Raw genomic sequence first — 19,077 nt, 5'->3', positions numbered from 1 at the left:
CCGCAACAGATGCAGTGACGCGATCTGCTCTATAGCCCCTCACTCCCGCCCCTCCCCGTGCGAGAGGGCGGCGAGATCGGCTGCGACTTCACGGCAATAAGCCATGTGTTCGTCGCTGACCGGGTCATCGTAAAACGCAGATGCGAGGAATTTAGCCACCTCCCCCGCCGGGACCGCATCGACAGCGGGCGCGGCGGTGGCGGCGGGAAAGGCGATAGCGTTTGCACGGCGGAAAATTGCCTCTTGCCGTTCCGTGATGGGCGTCCCGGCGATCACAAGTAAAGCGCGGAGTGCAGATATCGCCTCCCCCGCATCGCCCGCGCGGCTGTCGAGGGCGGCTTCATCGCGGAACCGCATCATGGCACGGATAATCTTGGGGGTTGCCCATTCGCGTCCGCGCTCTTCTACGATGATCTGGATAGCCCGACGCTCAAGCGCCTCGCGCACAGCATCCGGCTTCTGTCGGGTGGTCATGCTGCAAGCCTTTCGGAAAGAGCGTTGTTGATGTGAGCAATCTGGGCGGCGGCCTCTTTCTCGATCTCGTCACGACGACGGATTAGCATGGCGCGCACAGACGACAGCGGGAACGGCTCAACATCCCGGTAGCGCTTCGGGCCATCGACATAATGCTGAGCGGCAACCTCGCGACCATAGAGACCGGCCTGGGCAACGTCGTTCGTGTATCCGGCGCAGTCAGACCGATACCAGCAGCCCCACTTATTGGACCAGATCAGCCAGACGCTATCAGGGTAGCGCTGCATACGGTTGCGATAGACGGCAGATGGCTTGCTCATTCCTTCCCCCCATCGCTGGCGTGAGAGGCGGGGGTGGCGAGACGGCGGGCTCGGGACGCTGGCGTTTCAAGCGCCTCGGCCATGTCCATTTCGCATTCGTCGCAAGAGCCATCGCCGTCGCAATCGTCGTCACCCCATTGCGCGCACCGCTCCCGGCAGGCCTTCATGCGCTCGTGCTGCTGCTGGGCTTCCGTGCCCTCCCAATCGATCCGCTGGCTCACAGCGCCACCTCCCGGCGCGCACGCTCCTGCATGTCGCTGTTCCCGCGCTCGACCCACGGCACCCACCCCGGCTGATCGGACCAGCTATCGTAAAGAGCCTTGGCAGCTGCATCATTCGCGTATCGATCGCTCCCCTCCCCCTGGCGGATCGCGTCTGCGGAGAGGGTGGAGAGGGCGTCCTTGGCGATACGCTGGATAGTGCCAATGTCGCTGGCGATCGCGTAGGCCATGCCGCTCAGTTTGGCACCTTCGGCATCCGCCATGCGCTGAAGATAGCCCAGCGGATCGCAGACATCTTCGAGTGCCTGACGGTACACCGCCGCCCGATCCATCGCGGGCGGTGCGGTGCGGGTGGCCGCAATAACGCGATCAATGCAGTCCTCGAACAGGCGGCGGTCGAGCGCGACAAACTGGTCGGTGCGCTTCACGCCGCTGATGCTGTTGAGCCAGTCACTCGCGCTCTTCGCGCTATCGGGTATTTGGTCAGCCACGGGCGGCCTCCTCAGATTTGGCGCGGCGGACCTGCTGGCGGCGCAGGTCGGCACGAGCGAGGCCGATGGCGTCGGCCAGATACTTCGCGGCGGCGGTCGCGCTGTGCGGCGCTTCCTGGCCAGCGGTACGGGTCCGCATGATAGAACCGCCATTCTCGGCAGTACGGGCCACCACGGTTGCCGATACGCAGCCCTCCGGCATATCCGTCGACGGACCATGCGCAGCGACAGCGACGACAACAGCCGCCTCCCCATCGTCCCGCAGGCTCGCCAGCATGACGCCGATCGCGTTGATCTCAGCCGGGGTCATCAGTAATCGCCGACAGATGTGACGACGCAGTCCTCGTCAATCTCAATGATGGTGCCGCACGCCACATAGGCGCGAATGCGCTGCTCAAGGCCGTAGGCGCGGCCGATATAGGTGTCGCGCTTCAGCTCGCGCTCGCCGACATAGGCGCCGATGATCTTCCCGGTCTTCTCGTCGATGTGGAGACGGTGGCGGCAACGGTACTTGTTGTGCCGCTCGATCACTTCCTCTTCGTCGAGATATACCCACGTCGAGCCGTATTCGCTGTGATGGACGATCACGGTGATAACGGGTCCGTAACCTTCCTTGTCCTTCAGCATGTCGGCGGCGATCTCGGACAGCTTCACCGTCTTGGGCGCGAGCTTCAGCAGCTCTTCGACATCCTCCGCCAGCCGCCCGGCGATCAACTCCGACGTGCGCGCGTCGACGATGCCCTTCACCATCGCGGCAACGGTCACCCCATAGGAGGGGAGGTCGATCCGATCGACGCGGAGCGCGTCTTCGATCGCCTTCTCGATCAGCTTTCCCGTATCGCTCCACGTCCGAAGCGCCTTGTCCACGCTCTCGACGATCAGCTTATCGATGCGGGTATTGACTTCCTTTTCAATGAAATCGGGCGTCATTTTCGCGGCGACGGCGGCGCCGATCAGAGTCGAGAGATTATCCATGGGAAGGCTCCTGCGGATCTGCGGCGCTCGGCGCGGTATCGGCCGAGACGGCATTGGTGACGGGAAAGAGGGTCGCGATCGCCTGCCAGCGCTCGGCGGCCCGCTCGACCATGGCGCACCACACCTCGGCGATGCGCTCATGGGACGCGATCAGGTCACGGCCGATCGACCGGGTGGAATAGACGCCGATTGCGGCGATGGAGGCGATGCTGCCCGCGCCGACGGCATGGGCGACGTGATCGGAAAAGGTCATCGTATTGCCTTCCGAGTGGTGGAGAAGATGGGGCGAGAGCCGGAGCCACCAGCGCCGAGGATGCGGGTCTGCGAGAAGCCGTCTTCGGGCTGCGACGGACGCCGGATCGGGTGGTGACCCCAGCCGTTCCCGAAGACGATCTTCGGCTGGCCGTCAGGCGCTATGACCTTCACCTTGCCGCCCGCCATTCGCTGGATGATGGGGCAATCGAAGGCGAAGACGGCGGGCAGGTTTCCGACAGGTATCCAGATCTCGGCGTTGACCGCCTGGCGACGGACCTCCATCGCCTCGCATGTCAACGGGTCCAGCCCACGCCGGAGGATCGCGGCGGCCTGCTGGGTGGTCCAGCGCTCGCCACCGACCTGGATGCCGTCAACATTCCGGTAGCCGACCACATTGCCGTACCATGGGGTGCGGACCGAGGGGCTGACCTGTCGCACTGACGGCTGCCGCCCGACCGGCTGGATATTGGGATCAGCCAAGGCTCGCCTCCACATACTGGAGGGCTTCGACCGCTGCGGTGACGCGGTCGGCCGCCTCCTTCGCCATACGGCGACGGATCACGAACTCGACCTTAGCCTCCTCGGCATCACGCGTTGCGCGCTCGACCTCGTCGGTCAGGCGAGCCAGCAGTGCGTCAGCGTTCGGCCCCTTCTGGCGACCGCGCACGGTGCGCGTCAGGGCAGCAACATTGTCGACCAAGTGCATCAGGGCATAGGCCGAGCCAATGTTCATCCGCTTGGCCTGGCTGTCTAGCGCGCGATAGATTTCGGACCGCTCCGCCACCTGCTGACCGAACTTCCCGTACATTTGCGGGTCGGTGGACGAATGCAGGATCATGCCGCGGAGTTGGTGGTACCGGTCGACCTGAAAGCGCAGTTCAGGAAACGCTTGGGCGAAGTCGGGATCAACCTCGTCAAGCGTAACCGGCACGGGCTTGCGAACGACGCTCATAGCGCAGCCCAGGGATTGTCGAGCTTCGACCGGTGCGGCGACTGCTCGAAGAATTTTCGGGCCAGCGCCATCAAGTCGACGCCATGCTTGCGCTCGAACGTCGCCTCGCCCCGGTGGCTTTCAGCGTGACAGTCACGGCACAGGCTGACGGTATAAGCGTCGCTCGGCTTCATGCTGACACCGCTATTCGCCGCCCGGCGGACGTGGGCGCATTCGATCCCGGTGACCGATCCACAGACACAGCAGGCGAACCCCCTCACCCACGCACGGTGAGCAGGCGAACGCTTGCCGGTGTCGGCCTTGGGTGACTTGGTGATCCGGCGTGGCGGGAGGGCGATGGCGCGCATTAGAACGCCACCCGGAAATGCGTGATCGCGGTTGCCTCGACCTTCTCCAGCCAGTCCCAGCTGCGCGCCCGGCGCGGCATCTGAGCTTCGTCGAAGTCCTGTTCGAACAGGCAGCGGACCTGGACCAGCGTCTTGCCGTCGACCGGGCACGCGTCACCAAGGACGCGCTTCACCCACCCTCGGGCCGCTGCTTCAATCTCTGACGCTGTGAGAGGCGCGGACGCCATAGCGATCTCCTCGACCGCTTCGCTCGCATCAGGCGGCGATCAGCGGTGAGGAGATCATTGTGCTATATGAGCACACTAGTCAATGCTAATTTCGCACACTTCTAACGAGCCACCTCGTTTACGGCATCCATGTAGGAAGCGGGAATCGTAAAAATGGCCGTCTCTCCGCCATTCGAACGGATCTGGATATCGAGCTGCCCGTCAACCGCGTGCTTCTTGACCTCCTCTGGGGAGAGCTTCACGGCGAAATCTTCGGAAAGGGAGCAGCCATATCGGCAGCTGCCCACCTTGCCGCCCGTACGGGTGAAATCGACCGGATCGCCGCCACGGAACACGGCTTTCGTATAGTACCGCCAGTCGCCGGAATACATTACGAAGCCCTGGATCAGGAGAGGCCCGACCGTGCCGGACTTTTTTATCCGGGCGACGAAAACAGCCCCAGTTCCGCCGCGCTCGGTTTTAAAATCAATAGTAGGGGCGACATATTCGACGCGGCCTGCAAACTCATCCGTCGCAACATCGACCTTTACGCCATTCGTCGCCACGATTTGGCTTTTCACGGACTGGGCGGCGGCAGGTGCAGAAATGGCGACAATAGCGCTTACTGCTATCAAACGAAGCATTGGTATCCCCCTGTTTGTACCCGAATCAGAGCGGGCTTTGCCTCCATACCACACGGCCGATGACTTCGTATCCTGGCTGACCTAGTATCTGCACCAAGTGCTTAGGGTTCGAGGACATCGGCTCAAGCCTGGCCGGTCCAAGCCGAAAGCGCTTTAAGGTTGCCTCCCCATCAGGATTCCGAACGGCGTAGATGCGTCCCTCGTCCAAACCCCTCTCGTCTGGGTCTACAGCGACTAGGCCACCCTCTGCGACGAACTCATCCATCGAGTCCCCACGGACCGACAGGGCAAAGGTGTGAGGCCCGCCCTCGGGACAGTGGACCACACCCATATCCTGCTCTTGGCCATCTACCCAAACGCCAGCCGTTATCACGCCGCGTACCGGGACAAGCCGCTGAGGGCTCCCTACACCTTGGCCATCCAGCCAGCGCCTCAAACTCACACCCTCGTGATAATACAGCTTCCGCGACCGCGCGCGGACCTTCGCCACAGCATCACGCGTGAGCCCGATCGCCTCTCCGATGGCTTTGTCAGTCATGCCGGTGGCATCGCGATAGGCGTTCAGTTCGTCGACGATATCCATACGCCCCATGTGCGAAAATGGTGCAGCCGCGTCAGCAACTGTTTTCGCACATTTCAGCTTGACTAATTTGTGCGATATCAGCACAGATGATGAATGCCTAAGGTTACGGACATCATTGAGCAACTCGGCGGCGTCCGCAAAACTGCGGCAGCGCTCGGCGTCCCCCCGACCACCGTCCAAAATTGGAAGCGTCAAAATCGCGTCCCGTCTTGGCGAGAGGCTGACCTGTATGCGGCGTATGGCCGAATGGCCACCAAGACCCAGGCAGCGGCATAAATGCGCGATCCCGAGCCCTTCGACTTCCTTGTGAAGTGCTTCATCGCGCTATTGCTGCTGTTCGCGACTCTCGCCCTGGTCGACATCCGCAATGATAATCGCCGCGTGGCACGCTGCCCGGCCAGCACAAAGGCGGCAGCATGAACATCGGTTGGCCGCAAGGTATCCTGCTCGCGCTGCTGTTCCTCAGCGTCTGTTTGCACGCCAGCAAAAATGGCCGTCCTCGCGAAGGCCATTATGACCTCGGCGCCAGCATGCTGACGGCGGCAATCTGGCTGGGCCTCACGTACTGGGGCGGGTTCTTCGGATGACCCCCGACATTCACTTCCTCTCCCTTACGGCTGCCCCCGTACTCCCCACCGCTGGCAGCTGTGACCCCACCGGCGGCGCGTCGCTTCCCTGGGCCGCCGGTGAGTTGGTCGACCAGCGCGCGAGCGATCGCGATGCGGAGGGCGCGCGGTGCGGTGGAGAGATCATCCCTGTTCATGACCATGGAGATACGCTGTGAGCGTTCCGCACATCCACGGCCGCTTTCGCACCGTTCCCGCGAGTTTGTTGCTCGACACGCTGGGCCGCAGCCTTTCGGCGATCAAGACCGAGGACAAGGCGACCGACGAAGACCTGGGCCAGGTGCTGGGCAAGAGCGATGATCGCGCCGCCGCCTACCGTGCCGGATCGGCCGACATGGGCGTCGTCAGTTTCCTGCGCGGCTGCCGCGAGTGGGATGGTCGCTTCGCCAATGACGTGCTCGGTCTCGTCGGTATGCGCATCGTGCCGATCGCCGACAGCCCGACCGAGGACGCTCATTCGCTGGCCGCCCTGGGCGAACTGATCGCCAAGAAGGCAATCGCGTTGGCCGACAACCAGATCAGCGACGCCGAGCTCGAAGACATGTGGCCCGAGATTGAGAAGGTCGGCGCCCACATCGACCGGCTTCGCGCACGACGGGCGACCTTAATCCGCCTGGTCCACCAGCAATAGGAATCAACCGGGCCGCCTTGGCGCTGCCCCTGGAGTGACGACAATGACGATTGCCAATGACGACGCGGGAGCGGCTGGCGCTGCTTTCGCGACAGAAGAATTGCGTCTTGCGATGGTGCAGCCTGCGGCGGCGGTGATCGTCTCCGGCGGGCAGACCTATCGCTTCCTGCCGATCAGCGATCCGGGCCGGGCTGTGATCCCGCTGTTCGAAGTCGCGGCATAATGGCTGACGAGGCCGACATCGCCGCCCAGCTGGAGGCGGAGCACATCAGCCGCAGCCTCCAATCGCTGCCTTTGCCGATTTCCGGCACAGATGGCGGCATTTGCGACAGCTGCGAATTGCCCAGCCCGCGGCTGTTCGATGGCGAATGCGCTTGGTGCCATGACGGCCGGGAGCGCCCCGACCACCACCAGCCTGAGCCCGCGCCGCGGATCACCCCTGTAACCTTCGCTCGAGGCGGAAAACCGTTCCTGCCCGCCCCGATAATCCGCGCGGCGCAAAACGCGGGTAAACCCCTCGATGTCTTCGTCACCGAGATGATCACGCGCGGTTTCGCAGCCTTCGAAGCCGAGGCGCGACAGGCGTGATTCCTTACGACGCCCCGATGATCGACGCGATCCTGCGCCGCATGCCTGCGGAGCGGCTGGCAATCGTCGTGCCGTCAGATTTCCAACGCTGGCCGCTGGTCGTGGTCACAGCCTCCAGCATCATCCGTGAACTGATCACCAACGAACGCGCACGGAGGCGCGAACATCATGGACAATGACGTCAAGATGTACTCGCAAGTCGCTGCGGCGGCTGGCGTGACCGATCAGGAGGCTATGGTCGCGTGCTATATGCTCGGCCTCTCGCAGGCCGGTAAAACGCTCGATGAGGCCGCGACGTTATTGCGCGTCACGCGGCCGATCGCCCGGCGACACGCTCGTAGCTGGAGCATCCGTTTCCCTGATTATCCATCGGCCGCCGCGCCCGTCTTCCTGACTTGGGAGAAGGAGAAGCGCGGACGGTGGGTGCTGCTCGATGGCACGCGCGAGCTCGCCGATGCCGTCAGCGATGGCAAGGGCACGGGTTGCTATGTCGCCCGGATCATTGGCCACTCGGCTCGATATGATGGATCGTCCGCCGAGGTCGCGATCGCGCGCTGTTCGGAAGCGATCGAGGAATCATGCGTCCATCTGATCGGCGCGGAGGATGTTGCTATCTTGGGGCCGAGAAAGGGCGACATTGTCCGCCTCGCGCCGACTGACATCGGCAACCCGACCACGTTGGCGCGGGCATTGCACTCATGAGCCATGAAAACGCCTGTGCCGGAAAAGCGGCACAGAAGGGCCATCCCTTGAAGGTCGAGAGAATGATGGGGCTGCATACGGCGGCAATGATGCTCGGTGGCATTGAAAAGCTGGCCGAAGCGCTGACCATACAGGAGCGCGGCACGCGTGCCAAGATCAGCGGCGAGCGGGGCGTATCTGATGCCGACCTGCTGGCTACGGCGGCGGCGCTGGATGAGCGCGCAGACCGGGTCCGCGCTCATGCGGAAAAGCTTCGCCAGGAGGCGCAATCGGCATGACCGGCCGGCCGCCCCTCACCTCACCTGACGCCGACCTTCAGGATTTCCCGTTCATGCCATTGCATGTCGCTCGCCTGCGCGACAGCGACCTTGCGGCGGAGGGCGATCCTGAGGGCTGCTGGTACGCGGTGCTGCTCTGGGCGGCGGCGTGGCACCAGCTGCCCGCCGGGTCGCTGCCGGACAACGACGCGGTGCTGACGAAGCTGTGCGGGCTGGGCCGGGATTTGCGGACGTTCCGCAAGCACCGTCCGGATGCGCTGCGCGGCTTCGTCGCCTGTGATGATGGCCGCCTATACCATCCGGTGATCGCCGAGCAGGTGGCCGCTGCATGGGAGAGCAAGCTGCGGCAGCGCTACAGGACGGAATGCGCGACGATCAAGAAGCGCAATGACCGCGCCGGTGCCAATGGCGGCGAACGCGAACCCCGTCCCCTGTTCAGTGATTGGTTGTCCCTCAACCATCCCGCTTCCGTCCCCTTTGTGTCCCTAGGGACAGACGATGTTGTCCCTAGGGACAACGGGTCCAAGGGAAAGAGAGAGGGACAGGGACAGGGAGACTCTGGTTCAGAAGCTGACGCTTCTGCCGCGGCTGCTCAACCTGCTGCACCAGCGGGCCCTGCCCCCACCGACCCCGAGAAGGTCATGTTCGATCAGGGCCGCGCGTTCCTCGCCGCTCAGGGCATCCGCGCCGACAAGATCGGCCCGATGCTTGGCAAGTGGAAGCGCGACCACGGCGCCCCGGCGGTGATCGTCGCCCTCGGCAAAGCCCAGCGCGAAGGCGCGATCGACCCCATCAGTTTCATCGAAGGATGCCTGCGAAATGGCCAACAACCTCATGGAAGCCGCCCCCTCAACGGTCAGCGAGGCGGCTGGAACCCACGACCTGGCATGGAAGGCGCTGAGCCTGCTTTTCTCCCCGACTGAGGTGGCGGCCGCCGCGCTCGGCGCCGATGCCGACATTGCGATCGATGCAGCCGTCGCGAAGAATGCCGGGGAAATGGCCCCAGTCCCGGCTGCGCCCCAACAGCGCAAGGCATGGGAGAGTGCCATGGACGAGCGCTTGCGTCGTCTCGCGGCAAAAGTTCTTCCGACCGCCAGCGTCGAAGCCGCCACCGCATGGCGCGAGTCGATGGTTGAGGCGCTGAGCGACCTGCCCGCCATGATCGCTCTGACCGCCGTCAAAAAGGCGATCCATAAGCCGTTCCGCTACGTCGGGGACGTTGAAACCGCCATCCGTGAGATCGCTGACGCGATGATCGAGCGCCGCCACGTTCGCGCCGCCGCGTTGCAGCGCATGCGCGACGCCATCAAGCGTGCCGCCAATCCGGTGCCCGCCCTGCCCCCGATGGAAATCACCGCTGCAGGCATCCGCGCAATGAAGGTGGAGATGCGAGCGCTCGGCCTGCGGGCGGGCTTCATCACCCAGGCCGAGATCGACGCGGCGCTCGGCTATGACGACGACCAGGCGGCGGAGGCCAAGGCAGCATGAGGGGCTTCAGCAGTCGTTACGAGGCCCAGCTGGCGCGAGAACGAAGCACTCTCGTCAGGCAGGCCAAAGCGCAGCACCGGCTGCGACACCTGGTCGAGCTATCCGCCAAGGGCATGAGCAAGCAGGACGCCGCGCGGCATGTCGGCATGACCGTCGCTGGTGTGGGCTCGCTGCTGACCAAGCACCTCGGAACGAAGCGCTGGCCCATCCAGCCATCGACCGAGGCGGGCGAATAATATGCCGCGCAACACCGGGTCCGCGCCACCGTTTGAAACGGTCGACATATGCTTCCGTAACAAGGTCGTCGTGCGGGGGATCAGCCCCAAGCGGTGGCGGTGGACGCTCAACGATCCCGCGTACCCACCGAATTACGACTTCGACATCATCGACTGGCAGCTGACCGCAAAGGGGTGAGCGATCCACGGTGTTTATGGTATGTTCTCAACAGGTAGCGGGGCAGGACAATGAAAGCAGCAGCCAAGGCCAAGCGCAGCACGAAGATCAAGAAGGTGCGGAAGACTGCGGCCGAGCGGGCCGCTGAACTCGTGCTCAGGAAAGCTGACGATATCGGCGTCCCGCGTGCGCAGATCGATCGCGGCGACTTCGCAGTGGTCGATATGCCGCTGCGTGACGGCGGGAAGATCAAAACGTTGCAGACGCTGGTCAACCGGGGCGGCACGCCGGTGGCGCGCTGGAAAGCGGCGGGCCTGCTATCCGACAGCCAGCAGGCTGCGATTACCCATTGCGAGACGCTTTGGGAGCGCATCGGCGGGAAGGGCTTGGTCATGGATTTGGCCCGCATCCCCGGTGCAGGTCAGGGCAACGGCTGGGCTGAGCAGGAAGCGCTGGACGACCTGAAGCGGATCAAGGGCTACTTCCCCGCCAAATACTGGTCGGTCTTCGAGAACGTATGCCGGTTCGACGAGACGGCTGGGTTTGCAGGCTCGTCGCTTACCGACTGCCGCAACGATCAGGTGGCTTCGGCCCGCGTGGTCGTGCAGTTTGTTGCAGACATCATTGCCATGAAAGAGCGTCTTACCGCTTGACTGCATCACCCCCGCAACATATCAAGAACATTAGATGTGAGAGCCGCGCCCTAAAGGGTCTGCGGCTCTTACTGTGTGTAGGTCAGTAAGTCAGATGCACCTCAGCGTGCACGAACGCCCCATCGGTCGTTACCGCGAAGTCGATTCGCTCGACCTGCAGGTTTGACGTTCCGCCCCTATGATTAAAGCGTACCCAGCTGCCGACCGGGGGCAACGCAGGCCAGTCGACCTCATGGCCATCTCTATGGTCATCACCGTAGATCATCACCTTCACGTTCAGTCCATCCTCTGTTCGGGGGCGCTATGCCCAGCCAGCCGCCAACATTCCGACCCAAGGCCGCGCCGCAGCGTCGCACGAAGGGATGGGCGAGCACCAGCCGCGAAAGCCGACAAGCCCGTGGCTATGGCCGAGCGCATGAGCTGATGGTAAGCGTCCGGTGAGCCGCGTGTTGTCGCGCGCGGCATAGCCGTTGATGTCCAGACCTGTGGTGGTCTCCTTCTGGAGTCCAGAAGGAGGTCAGGAGATGGAGCGGATGGAGGTCATCACTCGGACGGAGCGCCGGCGAACCTACAGCGACGCCGAGAAGGCAGCGGTGGTTGCCAAGGCGTCGATGCCGGGCGTGACAGTGCGGGAGCTGTCGCGGCAGCTCGGCATTGCCGAGAGCCTCATCTACAACTGGCGGTCGGCGCAGCGGAAGGCGGAGAGCATCGCCAGCGAGCCGTTGCAGTTCATCCCCTATGGCGTGGTAACGGACGCCGCTCGCCCCGAGCCTGTTATAGCGCTGTCGCCGGTGCCGACCGTACACGCGCCACCGCCTGCTAAGCCGTCGCTGCCTGCCGCGCCGGCGGAGGACCTGGTCCGGCCGCATCCGGGAACCCGACCGGGCAGCATCGACATCGACCTGCCGACCGGTGTGCGGCTGTCGGTCGACAGCTACGTCAACGAGAAGGCGCTCGCCCGTGTGCTGCGGGCGCTGGGGCATGCGTCGTGATAGCGCTGGCGCCGGGCACCAAGGTATATCTCGCCTGCAAGCCGGTCAGCATGCAGAAGGGCTTCGACGGGCTGAGCGCGCTCGCCCATCAGGTTCTCAACGGCGACCCGTATTCGGGCCACCTGTTCCTGTTCCGGGGCAAGCGCGGCGACTATTTCAAGGCGCTGTATTGGGACGGCTCGGGCATGTGCCTGTTCGCCAAGCGGTTGGAGAAGGGCCGTTTTGTGTGGCCGCCGCTGGTCGACGGCGGCATCGTTCTCAGCCCCGCGCAGCTGGCGCTGCTCATCGAGGGCATCGACTGGCGGCGGACCGTGGCGCCGGCCCCGGTGACCGCGCCGACCCTCGTGTAAGCGGCGCTTTTTCGTTCTTTTCGCTTGGCGTGAGTCGGGCCGGTGGTAGGATGTGCCATGTCGCTGGCGATGGTCGATCTTCCCTCCGACCCGAACGAGCTGCGCGCCTTCGCACAGGCGTTGCAGGACCAGCTGGCGACCATCGAGCAGGCCCGCGTTACCACCGCTGCGGAGCTGGCCAGCACCGTTGCCGAGCTGCGCGCGGCCAAGGCGACCATCCAGCTGACCGCGCTGGAGATCGAGAAGCTCAAGGTTCAGCTGGCACGGCTCCGGCGCATGCAGTTCGGCCAGTCGTCCGAGCGGCTCTCCCGCGAGATCGAGCAGCTGGAGCTGCGGCTGGAAGAGCTGGAGACGGTCGAGGCCGAGGCGACCAGTGCGTCTGCCGACGCCGGCGTGCCGCCACCCGCCCGCGAGAAGCGCAAGCCTAAGCGCCTGCCGTTGCCCGACCATCTGCCGCGTCACGAGGTCGTCCATGCCGCCCCGCAGGCAGACGGCTGCGGCGCGTGCGGCGGGAACATGTCAGCGCTGGGCGAGGACGTGACCGAGGTGCTGGAGTATGTGCCTGGCCGCTTCCAGGTCGTGCGCCACGTCCGCCCCAAGCTCGCCTGCCAACGTTGCGACGCCATTACCCAGGCACCCGCACCGGCGCTGCCCATCCCGCGCGGCAAGGCAGGTCCTGGCCTGCTCGCGCACGTGTTGGTGTCGAAGTATGCAGACCACCTTCCGCTCTACCGGCAGGCGGAGATCTACGCTCGCGAGGGCGTCGACCTCGACCGCTCGACCATGGCGGACTGGGTAGGCCAGGTCAGCTGGCTGCTTCAGCCGCTTGTCGACCACATTCGCGCCCACGTGTTCGCGGCCGACAAGATCCACACCGACGACACGCCGGTTCCTGTGCTGGCGCCGGGCACCGGCAAGACCAAGACCGGCAGGTTATGGGTCTACGCCCGCGACGATCGGGGTTGGCAAGGCATCGGCCCACCGGCAGCGGCGTATTTCTACACGCCCGACCGCAAGGGTGAGCGACCGCGCGCGCATCTCGCCGGGTTCAGCGGCTTCCTGCAAGCCGACGGCTATACGGGCTACGACCAGCTGTACGATGGACGCCGGCAGCCCGGCCCCATCGTCGAGGTGGCGTGCTGGGCGCATGTCCGGCGCAAGATCTACGACGTGTGGAAGGCGACCGGCTCGACCACGGCGCGCACCGGCGTCAGCATGATCGACCTGATGTACGAGGCGGAGGAGCTCGGGCGCGGGCTGCCGCGGGAGGACCGGCTCGACCGCCGCCAGGTCGTCAGGGTGGGCGTGGACGGCTTCTTCAACTGGGCCGAGGACACCATGCGCCGCATATCGGGCAAGGGCGCGCTGGCAGACGCCATCCGCTATGCGGTCAAGCGGCGCGCGGCGCTGACCCGCTTCTGCGACGACGCGCGGCTGGAGGCGGACAACAACCGGGCCGAGAACTGCCTCCGTCCCGTCGCGCTCGGCCGCAAGAACTACCTGTTCGCCGGCTCGGATAAGGGCGGTGAGCGCGCAGCGGGGATCTACACGCTCATCCAGACCGCACGGCTCAACTTCGTTGACCCCGAAGCCTGGCTGCACGACGTGCTCACCCGCATCGCCGACGGACATCCTGCAAACCGCATCAGCGAACTCACACCGTGGACCTGGAGCAACAAAGACGTATGAGCAACTCCCGCGGCAACCGACTATTCCCCGTACTCATCGGAGTCTTTGCCGTGACCGTGAGTTGCTCGCCTAACGCGCCCCAAGTGCCTCAACAGCGCCCTGACAAGCTCTTCATCGGCTGCAAATCACCGTTGTCCGTTCCAGGCGGGCGAACCATCACCAACTTCTTCCATCAGGAAGATCAAGTCGGCAGGCTTCGCGGGTTGTTCTTCGAGGTTTCTGACCCCAGCGTGGTACCGGCCATCAACGGCAATCCTTCCACCAGCTATCGAGCCGAGCCCATCAGCGAGGCTGGTGCGGAACTGGTCCGCGGAAACGCCAAACAGCCAGGCAAACCGTCTTATTACCGCGGCATGAGTGAAGCCGATCAGATGTCGATGAACCTCGCTGTATTCGGCGGGAGGGCCATCCAGTTTGATTCTCAAGCTGGGTACGGTAAGCTTTCCGAGGAAAACATCCTTCCAACCGACAACCTGCTCTTCCTCGAACCAGGTTGGGCTATCGGTGTCATTGTGCCGAAGGAAAAGGTCGCGCTCGCACCGGCGTTCAGGGCTGCGGCTTCGGCAGCTTTGAACGCTCTGCTCTCGATCCAAAGCGGATGCTCGTCGCCACCCCATAAGCAGTGAGGAACGGGGCTCGCCGGACGCTTACAGCTGATGCGCGCACGCGTTCTCGTGGAGGAGCCGGTGTGCCGCATCTGCGCCGCTGCAGGGCGCATCGCTGCATCGACCATCGCAGATCACATCACCCCGAAGGCCGAAGGCGGCACCGACGACCGGTCGAACTACCAAGGGGTCTGCGCCCCCTGCCACCGGGCCAAGACCGCCGAGGAGGCGGCGCGCGGACGACGCGGCTGAGGGGGGGGGGCGGGTCAAAAGTCCGGAGCCGCATGGCTGAGGACCGATGTCCAATCGAATTTTCACGCGGGCGAAATCAAAGGGTAAAAAGGTGGCCGCATGGCGAGAGGTGGACCGCGCCCCGGCGCAGGCCGGAAGCGCACTGACCCCGCGCTGAAGGCCACTGCGAAGGAGCGTTCTGAGCTGGCCTTGGCCGCCCCCCCTCTCCTGCCCAGCGCCATGATCGCACCACTGCACCTGTCCGACCTCGGGCAGCTGATGTTCAGTGAGATCGCGATCATGCTGGCGGAGGGCCAGCGCGCTAATCCGCACTGGGCGCAGCACGTCGCACTGCTTGCTCAGCGCCTGGAACAGATCCAGCGTTGGCAGTCGGTGCTGGAGGTGGAGGGCGACACCTACGAGACGGTCACCGCGTCGGGCGGCCGAATGATCCGAGCACGACCGGAGGTTGCCATGTTGTCCGACGCAATGCGCCAGGCGCAGTCGCTGATGGGAGAGCTGATGCTCAATCCGTCGGCCGCCCTCCGCATCGCCGAGGGCCACAAGCCCAAGGTGGGCGAGTTCGACGATTTCTGATGTGGCCGGGCAAGGACCAGCGCAGCCGGCGCGCGACTATGCGGCGATCGCGACCCAGTATGCACGCAACGTCGTCAAGGGGCGCATCCCGGCTGGGCGCTTCATCCGCATCCAGTGCCAGCGGTTCCTCGATGAACTGAAGGAGCAGCGGCGCAAGGTCTTCCCGTTCCGCTTCGACGTCGAAAAGGCGGCGCGCGTGTGCCGCTTTATTGAGCGGTTGCCTCACACGAAGGGCAAATGGGCGGCAGGTCGCGAGCGGATCGTGCTCCAGCCCTGGCAGATCTTCGCGATTGGCGTGCCGTTTGGCTGGGTGCACAAGGACGGCAACCGTAAGGGGCTGCGGCGATTCCGCCTGATTGTCGTCGTCGTGCCGCGTAAGAACGGTAAGTCGGTGATTGCCGGCGGCATCGGCCTCTATATGCTCTGCGCCGACGGCGAGGCTGGGCCCGAGGTTTACTCGGGTGCGACCACCGAGGGGCAGGCATGGGAGGTGCTGAAGCCCGCGCGGCTGATGGCGCAGAAACTGCCCGCGCTGTGCGCCAAGTTCGGCGTCACGGTGAACGCTAAGAACCTGACGATCGAGGCAGACGGCGGCAAGTTCGAGACGCTGATCGGCGATCCCGGGGACGGGCAGTCGCCTAGCTGCGCGATCCACGACGAGTATCACGAGCATCGCGACGACGGGCAGGTCTCCACCATGGAGACCGGCATGGGCGCGCGGGATCAGCCCGTGCAGCTAATCATCACGACCGCGGGCGAGAACTTGGCCGGCCCCTGTTACGCGATGATCCAGGATGAGCGGAAGAAGCTCGCCGGGATCGGTCACAACGGCGGCCCGCCAATCGAGGACGAGACGTTCTTCCTCGAGCACGCGGCCGACGAGGGCGACGATTGGAAGGCCGAGGCCACACTCCGTAAGGCCAATCCCAATTTCGATGTGTCGGTCGGCGGTGACTATCTCCGCGCCCGCCAACGCGACGCCATCACCACCCCGCGTAAGCGGGGCATCTTCAAGACCAAACACCTCAACCTATGGGTCGCGTCGAAGTCGGCGTATTTCGACCTTGAAGCGTGGCGCCGCTGTAAGTCTGACGACGTGCCTATCCGTACAGCGGACGGGCTCGACCTGGAGCGGTATCGTGGGCGCCGGGCGATCGGCGGACTCGACCTCGCGTCGAAGATCGACATCGCGGCGCTCGAACTGCTGATTCTGCCTGAGGGCGACAGGGCCACGCCGGACGATCCCTACATCCGTATCGGCCGATATTTCGTACCGTCCGAGCGGATCGCCAATGTCGCGGCATATGGCGGGTGGGACGCCCAGGCGCTGTTCGACGTCACCGACGGCAACATCATCGATTACGACGAGATCTACGAGGCGATTATCGAGGCGTCGGATGTGCTGCAGATTGAGCAGCTGGCATACGATCCGCACCAAGCGACGATGCTGGTGACCAAGCTGCAAAAGCAGGGCGTGCCGGTGATCGAATATCGCCCGACGGTGCTGAACTTCTCCGAGCCGATGAAGGAACTCGATGCCGCCACCAAGGCGGGCCTGATCCGCCACGGGGGATGCCCGGTCATGGAATGGCAGATGTCGAACGTCGTCGCGACGCTTGACGCCAAGGACAACGTCTATCCGCGCAAGCCGCGCGAAGAGGACAAAATCGACAATCCCGTCGCGCTCATCAGCGCGTTCGGCATCGCCATTCAACCTCAGGAAGCGGGGCCGGACATGGATGCATTCCTCGCTGCCGGAGCGATGCTCGCGTGAGCATTCGTTCGATCATATCCGGTTGGATCGGGGGCACGGCGCCAGCCAAGCTGGATGGAACGCCCGCCGACCGCGAGCACAATGTCAGCATAGGCTGGGGCATGGGCCCGACCTTTGCGCGAAAGTCAGTGACGCCCGACAGCACAATGCAGCTTTCCGCCGCTTGGGCATGCGTTCGCTTGAACGCACGCACGATCGGCTCGCTACCGCTGAAGCTATATGATCGGGGCAATAACCTCACCCGGTCGGTGGCTGATCAGCACCCCCTGTACCGCGTGCTGAATGACCGTCCAAATCCCGATCAGGGCGCGATGGAGTTTTGGGAAGGCCAGATCACCGCCCTCAATCTGCGCGGCAACGCATATGCGCGGATTGGGCGGCGTGGGGACGGCCAAGTTGTCGCGCTATGGCCGCTGTCACCTGATGCGGTGCGCGCGTACCGCGCCAATGATGGATCGCGGCGTTATGTCGTGACGACCGGGCGGCGTGAAGACGACCTGCCCGTGTCCGAGATATTCCATCTGCGCGGCTTCGGCGCTGGCGGTGACAGTGGCCTATCGCCGATCAGCTATGGTCGCCAGACCATCGGCACGGCTCTGGCATCAGAGGAGGTCGCCGGATCAACCTTCGCGAACGGGCTCCAGGTTGCCGGCTTTGTCGAGATGGCGACTGGCGTCCAGCTCAAACCGGAACAGCGCGAACAGCTGATCGCGATGTTCGAGAAATTCTCGGGTTCGTCGCGGGCAGGCAAGGTCATGCCGCTTGACGCCGGTATGAAATTCACGCCGCTGGCAATGAGCCTGGCCGATTCGCAACTACTCGAAAGCCGTCGGTTCTCCGTCGAAGAGATCTGTCGGTGGTTCGGCACCTTCCCCATCCTGATCGGCCATGCTGCCGAAGGGCAGACCATGTGGGGATCGGGCATCGAGCAACTGGTGCTGGCGTGGCTCACGCTGAGCCTCGGCCCGGAGCTGACCCGGATCGAGGAAGCGATCCGTTGCCAGCTGATCCTGCCGCAGGAACAGCACCGGTTCTACGCTGAGCACATCGTTGAGGGTCTGCTGCGCGCCGATAGCGCGGCGCGGGCGGCGCTCTACGCCTCACTAGGTCAAAACGGCGTCATGAAGCGCAACGAGATGCGGGCGAAGGAAAACCTGCCGCCTGACAGCAGCCCCGGCGCCGACATGCTCACCGTCCAGTCCAACCTGATCCCACTCGACCAGCTTGGGGCCCAAGACACAGGCCGCGACGCGGGAAAGGCGCTGTTGAGCATGCTCAGCCCGGACGTCGAGACGATGATTGATGCGCGGGTGAAGGCTGCCCTGCTCGGCCACAACGGCGGGCCCCGGCTGGAGAATAGCAAATGAGTGAACTGGGCTTCGGCTTCGAGATCAAATCGATCGATGAGGCGGGATACATTTCGGGCATCGCTGCCGGGTATGGCAACGTCGATCACGGCGGCGACATGATCATGCCGGGCGCGCTGACCAAGGCAATCGCTGGTCGCGCATCGGTGCCGATGCTGCTGTTCCACGACCACAAACGGCCGGTCGGGTCGTGGTCGAAGTTCGATGAGACTGACGCCGGCCTGAATGTCGAAGGCCGGATCGCCATCAAGAGTGAGGCGGGCCGTGAGGCCCACGCGCTGGTTGAATCCGGCGCGCTCAGCGGCCTGTCGATCGGGTACAAGACCCTGCGGCACCGCTTCGAGGGCAAGACCCGCCAGCTGCACGAATTATCCCTGCATGAGGTGTCGCTGGTGTCGGTCGGCATGAACGATCGCGCCGTGATCACGCAGGTAAAGGCCCTCGTGGAAGCCGGTGGGATGCCGTCTGTCCGCGAATTCGAGGAGTTTCTGCGGGATGCAGGAGGGTTCTCGAAGTCCTTGGCTGCGGCGATCGCCGCCAAGGCAACGCCGCATCTTCGGGGGGAGCCCGAGGTCAAGGCGGATACCGACCTGGCCGACCTGTTGCGCGGGCTGGCTGGCTGATCCCCAAACTGCCGAAAGGGCA

37 protein-coding genes are annotated in these 19,077 nt (G+C 64.3%); 23 read left to right on the top strand and 14 right to left on the bottom strand.

Translation table 11 applies throughout. From position 1 onward, the window contains the following. Positions 1–39: 39 nt before the first annotated feature. The 13 genes from ACWKSV_RS01775 to ACWKSV_RS01715 all read right to left on the bottom strand — a co-directional run bounded on the left by ACWKSV_RS01775 (position 40) and on the right by ACWKSV_RS01715 (position 5,468). Positions 40–474 carry a hypothetical protein gene (locus tag ACWKSV_RS01775; protein WP_483666869.1) on the bottom strand — a complete coding sequence of 145 codons (435 nt, stop codon included), beginning with the start codon at positions 472–474 and terminating at the stop codon, positions 40–42. Continuing rightward, entirely contained in the window at positions 471–794 is a 324-nt protein-coding gene (locus tag ACWKSV_RS01770) for a hypothetical protein (RefSeq protein ID WP_483666868.1), read from the bottom strand. The genes ACWKSV_RS01775 and ACWKSV_RS01770 overlap by 4 nt, the downstream gene beginning before the upstream one ends. Continuing rightward, positions 791–1,015 (bottom strand): hypothetical protein, encoded by a 225-nt coding sequence (locus tag ACWKSV_RS01765; protein ID WP_483666867.1) that lies wholly within the window; start codon positions 1,013–1,015, stop codon positions 791–793. The genes ACWKSV_RS01770 and ACWKSV_RS01765 overlap by 4 nt, the downstream gene beginning before the upstream one ends. Next, positions 1,012–1,506 (bottom strand): hypothetical protein, encoded by a 495-nt coding sequence (locus ACWKSV_RS01760; RefSeq protein WP_483666866.1) that lies wholly within the window; start codon positions 1,504–1,506, stop codon positions 1,012–1,014. The genes ACWKSV_RS01765 and ACWKSV_RS01760 overlap by 4 nt, the downstream gene beginning before the upstream one ends. Further along, on the bottom strand, positions 1,499–1,816 hold the full coding sequence (locus ACWKSV_RS01755) for a hypothetical protein (RefSeq protein ID WP_483666865.1): 318 nt from the start codon (positions 1,814–1,816) through the stop codon (positions 1,499–1,501). Before ACWKSV_RS01755 ends, ACWKSV_RS01760 begins: the two co-directional genes overlap by 8 nt. Beyond that, entirely contained in the window at positions 1,816–2,481 is a 666-nt protein-coding gene (locus tag ACWKSV_RS01750; protein ID WP_483666864.1) for a hypothetical protein, read from the bottom strand. Before ACWKSV_RS01750 ends, ACWKSV_RS01755 begins: the two co-directional genes overlap by 1 nt. Further along, positions 2,474–2,734: a hypothetical protein gene (locus ACWKSV_RS01745; protein ID WP_483666863.1), complete on the bottom strand. Its 261-nt coding sequence runs from the start codon at positions 2,732–2,734 to the stop codon at positions 2,474–2,476. Before ACWKSV_RS01745 ends, ACWKSV_RS01750 begins: the two co-directional genes overlap by 8 nt. After that, positions 2,731–3,216: a hypothetical protein gene (locus tag ACWKSV_RS01740; protein ID WP_483666862.1), complete on the bottom strand. Its 486-nt coding sequence runs from the start codon at positions 3,214–3,216 to the stop codon at positions 2,731–2,733. The genes ACWKSV_RS01745 and ACWKSV_RS01740 overlap by 4 nt, the downstream gene beginning before the upstream one ends. Further along, positions 3,209–3,688: a hypothetical protein gene (locus tag ACWKSV_RS01735; protein WP_483666861.1), complete on the bottom strand. Its 480-nt coding sequence runs from the start codon at positions 3,686–3,688 to the stop codon at positions 3,209–3,211. The genes ACWKSV_RS01740 and ACWKSV_RS01735 overlap by 8 nt, the downstream gene beginning before the upstream one ends. Next, a complete protein-coding gene (locus ACWKSV_RS01730; protein WP_483666860.1) occupies positions 3,685–4,035 on the bottom strand; it encodes a DUF968 domain-containing protein in 351 nt (116 codons plus the stop codon). The genes ACWKSV_RS01735 and ACWKSV_RS01730 overlap by 4 nt, the downstream gene beginning before the upstream one ends. Next, positions 4,035–4,208: a hypothetical protein gene (locus ACWKSV_RS01725; protein ID WP_483666859.1), complete on the bottom strand. Its 174-nt coding sequence runs from the start codon at positions 4,206–4,208 to the stop codon at positions 4,035–4,037. The genes ACWKSV_RS01730 and ACWKSV_RS01725 overlap by 1 nt, the downstream gene beginning before the upstream one ends. Positions 4,209–4,363: 155 nt before the next feature. Then, positions 4,364–4,885: a hypothetical protein gene (locus tag ACWKSV_RS01720; RefSeq protein ID WP_483666858.1), complete on the bottom strand. Its 522-nt coding sequence runs from the start codon at positions 4,883–4,885 to the stop codon at positions 4,364–4,366. Between the two features lie 25 nt (positions 4,886–4,910). Then, positions 4,911–5,468: a LexA family protein gene (locus ACWKSV_RS01715; protein WP_483666857.1), complete on the bottom strand. Its 558-nt coding sequence runs from the start codon at positions 5,466–5,468 to the stop codon at positions 4,911–4,913. Positions 5,469–5,561: 93 nt separating this feature from the next. On the opposite strand from ACWKSV_RS01715, the gene ACWKSV_RS01710 reads away from it, so the two are divergent. The 14 genes from ACWKSV_RS01710 (at position 5,562) to ACWKSV_RS01645 (ending at position 10,827) form a co-directional block, all read left to right on the top strand. Next, on the top strand, positions 5,562–5,744 hold the full coding sequence (locus ACWKSV_RS01710; protein WP_483666856.1) for a carph-isopro domain-containing protein: 183 nt from the start codon (positions 5,562–5,564) through the stop codon (positions 5,742–5,744). Then, positions 5,745–5,888 (top strand): hypothetical protein, encoded by a 144-nt coding sequence (locus tag ACWKSV_RS01705; protein WP_483666855.1) that lies wholly within the window; start codon positions 5,745–5,747, stop codon positions 5,886–5,888. Beyond that, on the top strand, positions 5,885–6,055 hold the full coding sequence (locus ACWKSV_RS01700; RefSeq protein WP_483666854.1) for a hypothetical protein: 171 nt from the start codon (positions 5,885–5,887) through the stop codon (positions 6,053–6,055). The genes ACWKSV_RS01705 and ACWKSV_RS01700 overlap by 4 nt, the downstream gene beginning before the upstream one ends. 193 nt (positions 6,056–6,248) lie before the next feature. Then, entirely contained in the window at positions 6,249–6,725 is a 477-nt protein-coding gene (locus tag ACWKSV_RS01695) for a hypothetical protein (RefSeq protein WP_483666853.1), read from the top strand. A gap of 43 nt (positions 6,726–6,768) precedes the next feature. Then, positions 6,769–6,948, top strand: a complete 180-nt coding sequence (locus ACWKSV_RS01690) for a hypothetical protein (RefSeq protein ID WP_191864478.1) — start codon at positions 6,769–6,771, stop codon at positions 6,946–6,948. Beyond that, the gene (locus ACWKSV_RS01685) at positions 6,948–7,313 is read left to right on the top strand and encodes a hypothetical protein (RefSeq protein WP_191864477.1); all 366 of its coding nucleotides are present in this window, start codon (positions 6,948–6,950) and stop codon (positions 7,311–7,313) included. The genes ACWKSV_RS01690 and ACWKSV_RS01685 overlap by 1 nt, the downstream gene beginning before the upstream one ends. Positions 7,314–7,330: 17 nt before the next feature. Continuing rightward, positions 7,331–7,492: a hypothetical protein gene (locus ACWKSV_RS01680; protein WP_184107095.1), complete on the top strand. Its 162-nt coding sequence runs from the start codon at positions 7,331–7,333 to the stop codon at positions 7,490–7,492. Then, complete coding sequence (locus ACWKSV_RS01675; protein ID WP_191864476.1) at positions 7,482–8,015, top strand: hypothetical protein; 534 nt, start codon at positions 7,482–7,484, stop codon at positions 8,013–8,015. Before ACWKSV_RS01680 ends, ACWKSV_RS01675 begins: the two co-directional genes overlap by 11 nt. Next, the gene (locus ACWKSV_RS01670) at positions 8,012–8,293 is read left to right on the top strand and encodes a hypothetical protein (RefSeq protein WP_483666852.1); all 282 of its coding nucleotides are present in this window, start codon (positions 8,012–8,014) and stop codon (positions 8,291–8,293) included. The genes ACWKSV_RS01675 and ACWKSV_RS01670 overlap by 4 nt, the downstream gene beginning before the upstream one ends. Continuing rightward, complete coding sequence (locus tag ACWKSV_RS01665; protein ID WP_483666851.1) at positions 8,290–9,216, top strand: DUF1376 domain-containing protein; 927 nt, start codon at positions 8,290–8,292, stop codon at positions 9,214–9,216. The genes ACWKSV_RS01670 and ACWKSV_RS01665 overlap by 4 nt, the downstream gene beginning before the upstream one ends. Beyond that, positions 9,113–9,781 (top strand): hypothetical protein, encoded by a 669-nt coding sequence (locus ACWKSV_RS01660; protein ID WP_483666850.1) that lies wholly within the window; start codon positions 9,113–9,115, stop codon positions 9,779–9,781. Before ACWKSV_RS01665 ends, ACWKSV_RS01660 begins: the two co-directional genes overlap by 104 nt. Before the next feature lie 113 nt (positions 9,782–9,894). Further along, positions 9,895–10,017, top strand: coding sequence for a hypothetical protein (locus ACWKSV_RS01655; protein ID WP_483666849.1), 123 nt, complete (start codon positions 9,895–9,897; stop codon positions 10,015–10,017). Position 10,018: 1 nt separating this feature from the next. Continuing rightward, positions 10,019–10,195, top strand: coding sequence for a hypothetical protein (locus ACWKSV_RS01650; protein WP_483666848.1), 177 nt, complete (start codon positions 10,019–10,021; stop codon positions 10,193–10,195). A gap of 50 nt (positions 10,196–10,245) precedes the next feature. After that, positions 10,246–10,827, top strand: a complete 582-nt coding sequence (locus tag ACWKSV_RS01645; protein ID WP_483666847.1) for a hypothetical protein — start codon at positions 10,246–10,248, stop codon at positions 10,825–10,827. An 82-nt stretch (positions 10,828–10,909) separates the two neighbouring features. Here the strand turns inward: ACWKSV_RS01645 and ACWKSV_RS01640 are convergent, their stop codons facing one another. Further along, positions 10,910–11,101 (bottom strand): hypothetical protein, encoded by a 192-nt coding sequence (locus ACWKSV_RS01640; RefSeq protein WP_483666846.1) that lies wholly within the window; start codon positions 11,099–11,101, stop codon positions 10,910–10,912. Between the two features lie 250 nt (positions 11,102–11,351). Between ACWKSV_RS01640 and tnpA the strand changes: the two genes are divergently transcribed. The 9 genes from tnpA to ACWKSV_RS01595 all read left to right on the top strand — a co-directional run bounded on the left by tnpA (position 11,352) and on the right by ACWKSV_RS01595 (position 19,055). After that, positions 11,352–11,819, top strand: coding sequence for an IS66-like element accessory protein TnpA (tnpA, locus tag ACWKSV_RS01635; protein WP_126053280.1), 468 nt, complete (start codon positions 11,352–11,354; stop codon positions 11,817–11,819). After that, positions 11,816–12,169 carry an IS66 family insertion sequence element accessory protein TnpB gene (tnpB, locus tag ACWKSV_RS01630; RefSeq protein ID WP_126053281.1) on the top strand — a complete coding sequence of 118 codons (354 nt, stop codon included), beginning with the start codon at positions 11,816–11,818 and terminating at the stop codon, positions 12,167–12,169. Before tnpA ends, tnpB begins: the two co-directional genes overlap by 4 nt. Before the next feature lie 69 nt (positions 12,170–12,238). Further along, positions 12,239–13,858 carry an IS66 family transposase gene (tnpC, locus tag ACWKSV_RS01625; RefSeq protein WP_241229450.1) on the top strand — a complete coding sequence of 540 codons (1,620 nt, stop codon included), beginning with the start codon at positions 12,239–12,241 and terminating at the stop codon, positions 13,856–13,858. An 83-nt stretch (positions 13,859–13,941) separates the two neighbouring features. Continuing rightward, positions 13,942–14,484 (top strand): hypothetical protein, encoded by a 543-nt coding sequence (locus tag ACWKSV_RS01620; protein WP_126053282.1) that lies wholly within the window; start codon positions 13,942–13,944, stop codon positions 14,482–14,484. 30 nt (positions 14,485–14,514) lie between these two features. Continuing rightward, on the top strand, positions 14,515–14,715 hold the full coding sequence (locus tag ACWKSV_RS01615; RefSeq protein ID WP_483666845.1) for an HNH endonuclease signature motif containing protein: 201 nt from the start codon (positions 14,515–14,517) through the stop codon (positions 14,713–14,715). 219 nt (positions 14,716–14,934) lie between these two features. Next, a complete protein-coding gene (locus ACWKSV_RS01610; protein ID WP_454280492.1) occupies positions 14,935–15,291 on the top strand; it encodes a P27 family phage terminase small subunit in 357 nt (118 codons plus the stop codon). A gap of 1 nt (position 15,292) precedes the next feature. Continuing rightward, positions 15,293–17,065, top strand: coding sequence for a terminase large subunit (locus ACWKSV_RS01605; RefSeq protein WP_483666844.1), 1,773 nt, complete (start codon positions 15,293–15,295; stop codon positions 17,063–17,065). Next, positions 17,062–18,432 carry a phage portal protein gene (locus tag ACWKSV_RS01600; RefSeq protein ID WP_483666843.1) on the top strand — a complete coding sequence of 457 codons (1,371 nt, stop codon included), beginning with the start codon at positions 17,062–17,064 and terminating at the stop codon, positions 18,430–18,432. The genes ACWKSV_RS01605 and ACWKSV_RS01600 overlap by 4 nt, the downstream gene beginning before the upstream one ends. Then, positions 18,429–19,055: an HK97 family phage prohead protease gene (locus tag ACWKSV_RS01595; protein WP_483666842.1), complete on the top strand. Its 627-nt coding sequence runs from the start codon at positions 18,429–18,431 to the stop codon at positions 19,053–19,055. The genes ACWKSV_RS01600 and ACWKSV_RS01595 overlap by 4 nt, the downstream gene beginning before the upstream one ends. Positions 19,056–19,077: the final 22 nt, after the last annotated feature.

Source organism: Sphingomonas sp. SphC10 (assembly GCF_057004845.1).
This window is presented reverse-complemented; position numbering and strand designations above follow the sequence as displayed.

Coding starts and splice junctions, on each gene's coding strand:
- ACWKSV_RS01775 (WP_483666869.1), bottom strand. CDS start 474: ATGACCACCCGACAGAAGCCGGATGCTGTGCGCGAGGCGCTTGAGCGT.
- ACWKSV_RS01770 (WP_483666868.1), bottom strand. CDS start 794: ATGAGCAAGCCATCTGCCGTCTATCGCAACCGTATGCAGCGCTACCCT.
- ACWKSV_RS01755 (WP_483666865.1), bottom strand. CDS start 1,816: ATGACCCCGGCTGAGATCAACGCGATCGGCGTCATGCTGGCGAGCCTG.
- ACWKSV_RS01750 (WP_483666864.1), bottom strand. CDS start 2,481: ATGGATAATCTCTCGACTCTGATCGGCGCCGCCGTCGCCGCGAAAATG.
- ACWKSV_RS01745 (WP_483666863.1), bottom strand. CDS start 2,734: ATGACCTTTTCCGATCACGTCGCCCATGCCGTCGGCGCGGGCAGCATC.
- ACWKSV_RS01735 (WP_483666861.1), bottom strand. CDS start 3,688: ATGAGCGTCGTTCGCAAGCCCGTGCCGGTTACGCTTGACGAGGTTGAT.
- ACWKSV_RS01730 (WP_483666860.1), bottom strand. CDS start 4,035: ATGCGCGCCATCGCCCTCCCGCCACGCCGGATCACCAAGTCACCCAAG.
- ACWKSV_RS01720 (WP_483666858.1), bottom strand. CDS start 4,885: ATGCTTCGTTTGATAGCAGTAAGCGCTATTGTCGCCATTTCTGCACCT.
- ACWKSV_RS01715 (WP_483666857.1), bottom strand. CDS start 5,468: ATGGATATCGTCGACGAACTGAACGCCTATCGCGATGCCACCGGCATG.
- ACWKSV_RS01710 (WP_483666856.1), top strand. CDS start 5,562: ATGCCTAAGGTTACGGACATCATTGAGCAACTCGGCGGCGTCCGCAAA.
- ACWKSV_RS01705 (WP_483666855.1), top strand. CDS start 5,745: ATGCGCGATCCCGAGCCCTTCGACTTCCTTGTGAAGTGCTTCATCGCG.
- ACWKSV_RS01700 (WP_483666854.1), top strand. CDS start 5,885: ATGAACATCGGTTGGCCGCAAGGTATCCTGCTCGCGCTGCTGTTCCTC.
- ACWKSV_RS01690 (WP_191864478.1), top strand. CDS start 6,769: ATGACGATTGCCAATGACGACGCGGGAGCGGCTGGCGCTGCTTTCGCG.
- ACWKSV_RS01685 (WP_191864477.1), top strand. CDS start 6,948: ATGGCTGACGAGGCCGACATCGCCGCCCAGCTGGAGGCGGAGCACATC.
- ACWKSV_RS01680 (WP_184107095.1), top strand. CDS start 7,331: ATGATCGACGCGATCCTGCGCCGCATGCCTGCGGAGCGGCTGGCAATC.
- ACWKSV_RS01675 (WP_191864476.1), top strand. CDS start 7,482: ATGGACAATGACGTCAAGATGTACTCGCAAGTCGCTGCGGCGGCTGGC.
- ACWKSV_RS01670 (WP_483666852.1), top strand. CDS start 8,012: ATGAGCCATGAAAACGCCTGTGCCGGAAAAGCGGCACAGAAGGGCCAT.
- ACWKSV_RS01665 (WP_483666851.1), top strand. CDS start 8,290: ATGACCGGCCGGCCGCCCCTCACCTCACCTGACGCCGACCTTCAGGAT.
- ACWKSV_RS01660 (WP_483666850.1), top strand. CDS start 9,113: ATGGCCAACAACCTCATGGAAGCCGCCCCCTCAACGGTCAGCGAGGCG.
- ACWKSV_RS01655 (WP_483666849.1), top strand. CDS start 9,895: ATGAGCAAGCAGGACGCCGCGCGGCATGTCGGCATGACCGTCGCTGGT.
- ACWKSV_RS01650 (WP_483666848.1), top strand. CDS start 10,019: ATGCCGCGCAACACCGGGTCCGCGCCACCGTTTGAAACGGTCGACATA.
- ACWKSV_RS01645 (WP_483666847.1), top strand. CDS start 10,246: ATGAAAGCAGCAGCCAAGGCCAAGCGCAGCACGAAGATCAAGAAGGTG.
- tnpA (WP_126053280.1), top strand. CDS start 11,352: ATGGAGCGGATGGAGGTCATCACTCGGACGGAGCGCCGGCGAACCTAC.
- tnpC (WP_241229450.1), top strand. CDS start 12,239: ATGGTCGATCTTCCCTCCGACCCGAACGAGCTGCGCGCCTTCGCACAG.
- ACWKSV_RS01615 (WP_483666845.1), top strand. CDS start 14,515: ATGCGCGCACGCGTTCTCGTGGAGGAGCCGGTGTGCCGCATCTGCGCC.
- ACWKSV_RS01610 (WP_454280492.1), top strand. CDS start 14,935: ATGATCGCACCACTGCACCTGTCCGACCTCGGGCAGCTGATGTTCAGT.
- ACWKSV_RS01595 (WP_483666842.1), top strand. CDS start 18,429: ATGAGTGAACTGGGCTTCGGCTTCGAGATCAAATCGATCGATGAGGCG.